The organism is Bacteroidota bacterium (assembly GCA_018831055.1).
Taxonomy (GTDB): domain Bacteria; phylum Bacteroidota; class Bacteroidia; order Bacteroidales; family B18-G4; genus M55B132.
This window is the reverse complement of the sequence record JAHJRE010000304.1, coordinates 1-5,004: the sequence shown is the minus strand read 5'-3', so window position 1 is coordinate 5,004 and position 5,004 is coordinate 1. Positions and strand designations below refer to the sequence as shown.

Annotated in this window: 2 protein-coding genes; both read left to right on the top strand. The window is 48.7% G+C overall.

Annotated features, from left to right (window positions below; genetic code table 11):
- On the top strand, positions 1 to 2,629 hold a 2,629-nt coding region (locus KKA81_17010; protein MBU2652628.1), incomplete at its 5' end, for a T9SS type A sorting domain-containing protein.
- Positions 2,630 to 2,651: 22 nt separating this feature from the next.
- On the top strand, positions 2,652 to 5,004 hold a 2,353-nt coding region (locus tag KKA81_17005), incomplete at its 3' end, for a hypothetical protein (protein ID MBU2652627.1).

Below are 5,004 nucleotides of genomic sequence, written 5' to 3'. Positions count from 1 at the left end.
TGATTATTTTCCGGAGATCTATTACGGACGCTTTTCCGCCCAGGATGCCGCCGACCTGCAGCCGCAAATCGATAAGACCCTGCAATACGAGCAATATACCATGCCCGATCCTTCCTACCTGAATGAGGTAGTTATGGTTGCCGGTATGGATAGCGGCCATGGGTACGACTGGGGCAACGGCCAGATCAACTATGGCACGGAAAACTATTTCAACGCTGCACACGGTCTCACATCGCATACTTACCTCTACCCTGAGTCTGGCAGCCATTCGGCCGATATCATACAAAACGTGAGCGATGGCGTATCCTATGGGAACTATACCGCACATTGCAGCCAGAGCGGATGGGGCGACCCTTCCTTTACCACGGGTGATATTCCCGGATTGCAAAACCAGGATGAATATTGCCTTCTGGTGGGAAACTGCTGCCTCTCCAGCGCATATGATGCCAATGAGTGTTTTGCCGAGGCTATCGTCAGAGCGGAAAACAAAGGTGCAGTTGGCTATATCGGTGGCTCTAACAGTACTTACTGGGATCCCGATTACTATTGGGGTGTGGGCGTTGGCCCTATCACCCAGGATCCGCCTTCCTATGAGGAAACCACGCTCGGAGCCTACGACCGTACCTTCCACGATCATATGGAGCCTTTTGAAGACTGGTATACCACCCAGGATCAGATGATCTTTGCAGGAAACCTCGCTGTTACCCAGGGTGACCCGGGCTCAGCCCAGTATTACTGGGAGATATACTGCCTCATGGGTGATCCTTCCCTTATGATCTATTATTCGGTACCTCCGGTCATCACTGTTTCCTATGATCCCCTTATGCCCCTGGGAGCTACATCATTTACAGTCAATACGGAACCTTATGCCTATGTGGCTATTTCCATGAATAACGTGCTTTATGGAGCCGTGCTTGCAGATGCTGCAGGAACAGCCATTGTCCCCCTCAACCCCATACAACAGCCCGGTACCGCCGATGTGGTGGTTACCAAACAGAATGGTCAACCGTATATCGGAACCGTTATCGTTAATAATCCTGCAGGACCTTTTGTATCCCTCGATGAATATACGGTGAAAGATCAGAATGGAAACGGCAACGGACAAGCCGACTACGGAGAAAGCATTGTGCTGGATGTGCAACTGGAAAACCTCGGTATGAGCGATGCGGAAAATGTATCTGCCGTTTTATCAAGCGATGATACCTTTGTCACCATCACCGATGATCAGCAGGACTACGGCACCATTGCCGCCCAGTCAACTTCAATGCAATACGATGCCTTTGCTTTCGATATCTCCGATGCTATCCCCGATCAGCACCCGCTTTCCTTTGACCTTATCATGCAGGATAATGCAAAGGAAACCTGGAACTCCAGTTTTACCATCCTGGTAAATGCCCCAGACCTTGTTGCTTCTGCTGTAATTGTTGATGATGTGGCTAACGGGAATGGCAACGGACGCCTGGATCCCGGTGAAGAGGCCGATATCATCGTAACTGTCGGTAACGAAGGTCACAGTGATGCCCTTGATGCGCTTGCGTCCCTTTCTACCCCTTCTTCCTGGATAACCCTGGTTAACAATACCGTAAGTTTTGATACCCTCTTTCAGGGAGATGAAGCGTTTGCAGTGTTTACAGTGACTGTTGATGAAGATTCACCGGCAGGAACTTCCGCTGCTTTTTCTTTCGATCTAACAGCAGGCAACTATGGCTGTGAAAAAGAATTCTTCCTGGTGATTGGACAAATACCCGTTCTGGTGATCGACTTCGACGGTAATCATAACTCCGCTCCTGCAATGATGACCTGCTTCGATAATCTTGAAGTCGGCGCAGAACTCGTAACTTCCATGCCCGCAGATCTTAACCTATATGCTTCGGTGTTCGTCTGCCTGGGAGTTTATTCCGAAAACCATGTTTTATCGGAAAATGAAGGTCAGGCTTTGTTTGATTACCTCGAAAACGGAGGAAGACTCTACATGGAAGGCGGGGATACATGGTATTATGATGATATTACTCCTGTGCACCCTTTATTCGGTATTCAGGGCACAGAGGATGGCGATGGAGACCTGGGAACTATCCTGGGACAGGATGGAACTTTTACGGCAGAGATGACCTTTGCATATTCCGGCGATAACAACTGGATAGACCACCTGGCGCCCATTTCGCCGGCATTTGTTATCTTCGAAAATGTATCTCCTCAATACAACTGTGCCATTGCCAACGACGTTGAACAAAACTACAAAACCATAGGTTCTTCCTTCGAATTCGGAGGATTGGATGACGGAACCACTACAAAAGACGAACTGATGATACAATACCTGGAATTCTTTGGGATCCAGGGTATCTGGACCTCCACGGGCGATGAACCGGCCTTGGCTAATGATATTCAACTTTACCCCAATCCTGCCAGCGATCAGGTTTATATTGGCCTGAACAGGTCAAACCGTTCTGAATTGTCGGTGGTCCTTACCAATGCCTTCGGCCAGGAAGTCATGACCATCCTGGAAAAACAACCGGTTGAAGGGAAAATAAGGTTTTCTGCTGATGTATCCGGGCTGGCCGCAGGTGTGTATTATTGCATCATACGCTCGGATAATGCACAGGAGATCAAAAAGCTTATCATAACAAAGTAATAATCTGCTTAAAACACTCATTATGAAGAATAGTCTGATTGCCATTTTATTAGTGTTATCATTCATCTCTTTGCAGGCTGGAAACGGATTTGATGTAAAATTCTCCGAGCCGCAATCCGGTACTTTCATCCTGGATTTCAACCTCGGTGATTACCGGCTGGATGAGATGGTTGCCAACAACATAACTTTTACGGATATCCTTTTTGAGGGCAGTATCCGTACACGGGATAAGGGATTTGCTTCGTTGCCATACCTGAGCGCTGCCGTCCGACTGCCGGATGACCGCAATATGACGCTCAGCGTGTCCCTGTCCGAATTCACTGACATACAACTTGATTATCCGCTGCTTCCTTCCCGCGGTATTATTTACCGCGATCAGGACCCTTCAGCCATTCCCTATGAAATCAGTCCTGAGGCCCTTCGTGACGAATGGTACCCGGCTTCTCTGGCTGAACAGACCCATCCATACATTGTCAGGGATGTGCGTGGTTCCAGCGTTTATGTGTATCCTTTCCGGTACAATGCCGTTCAGAATGTGCTGAGGGTGTATACCCGTTTGCAGGTTACCTTGCTTGAAGACAATACTCCCGTTGTTAATCCTTTAAACAGGACAAGCAATACTATAATCAGGGAGATGGACGGTGTATACCGCTCGGTTTTCATCAACTATGACAACGGTAATCGCGATGACCTTACTGTTGGCGAGGTTGGCGATATCCTGGTGATATGTACTGCCCGGGATGAAGCAGCCATTGAACCCTATATACAATGGAAAAAGGAAAAGGGCTATAACGTGTCCAAGGAAGTGGTTGCTACCGGCACCAATGTCAATAATCTCATACAGCAAAAGTATGACGAAAACAATAACCTCCTGTATGTTCAGCTTGTCGGCGACTGGCCGGATATAAAATCCAACACCCTGGGCTACGGTTCTCCCATGGATCCGCAACTGGGTTGTGTGGCTGGAACAGATGAGTATGCCGATATCTGTATCGGCAGGTTGTCGTCAAATAATGCCGGACATGTGACCACCCAGGTCAATAAGATCATTGGCTTTGAAAAGACTCCCGACATGGGGGAGACGTGGTACTCGGTGGCTACCGGTATTGCCTCAAACCAGGGACCCGGTGATGACAATGAACTGGATTATGAACATTGTGACGTTATTTTCGACGATAAACTGGATCCCTTCACATACGATACTTACAATGCAATTTATGACCCCTCCGCCAGCATCTCCATGGTGAATAATGCCGTTAACGGTGGAACCAGCGTGATCAACTACACAGGTCATGGTTCTTCTTCGGGTTGGGGTTCTTCAGGATTCAGTATCAGCAACGTGAACAACCTCAGTAACGGTACAAAGCTGCCTTTCATCGTTGCAGTAGCCTGTAATAATGGGGATTTCCACCAGACCAGCGGCGATTGTTTCGCCGAAGCCTGGCTGAAAAAGGATAACGGAGGTGCAGTGATGTTCCTGGGTGCATCCATCAGTCAACCCTGGGATCCGCCTATGAGAGGACAGGATTATTTTATGGATGTCATGATCGGTGGCTACGATTATTCGGCACATCCCGGGCAAAGCGGGATCAACACCTCCGAACAGCGCACAACCATCGGTTCCATGGTATTCAACGGTCTTACGCTGATGTGTACCGAATCGGGTGGTGCCGACGACTGGGAGACCGCCAAGACATGGAACATCTTTGGCGATCCTTCCCTGCAGGTCAGAACGGCCGAGCCTATGGATATCGTTACATCCAATAATGTGCTCATTGGCGGGATTCCCTTTGTTACCATCATCAGCGCCGATGGCAACCCGGTTGAAAACGCCATGGTGGCCATCAGCCAGGGAGATAGTTATTTCCGCGGTTTTACCGATGCCTCCGGGTTGGTTAGCATAACACATTCTTTCACCCCGGGTAATGCTTTGCTCGTGGTAACAGGATTTAACACAGCTACCATCTACCAAACTATTGATGTGATCCCGGCTTCCGGTGCTTACATTGTTTATGCATACCATGAGGTTAATGATCAGGCAGGAAACGGCAACGGCGTGATCGATTACGGTGAAACCGTAAAGTTGTCCGTTGCGCTTACCAATATCGGCTCTGATGATGCCTCTGCCGTGGCAGCAAGCCTTTCTACCGGTGATGCTTATGTTTCTCTGCTGGATTTCCAGGAAAACTACGGGAATATCCCTGCAGGAGATACTGTTTATATTGAAGACGCTTTTGAGATCACCGTGGCAGGGGATGTCCCTGATATGCACGGTATCCTTTTCGATATTGTGGCCGAAGGGGAGCAAACGTGGACCAGCAATTTCCATGAAATCGCCCATGCACCGGAATTGATCATGTCTGCCTATGTGGTTG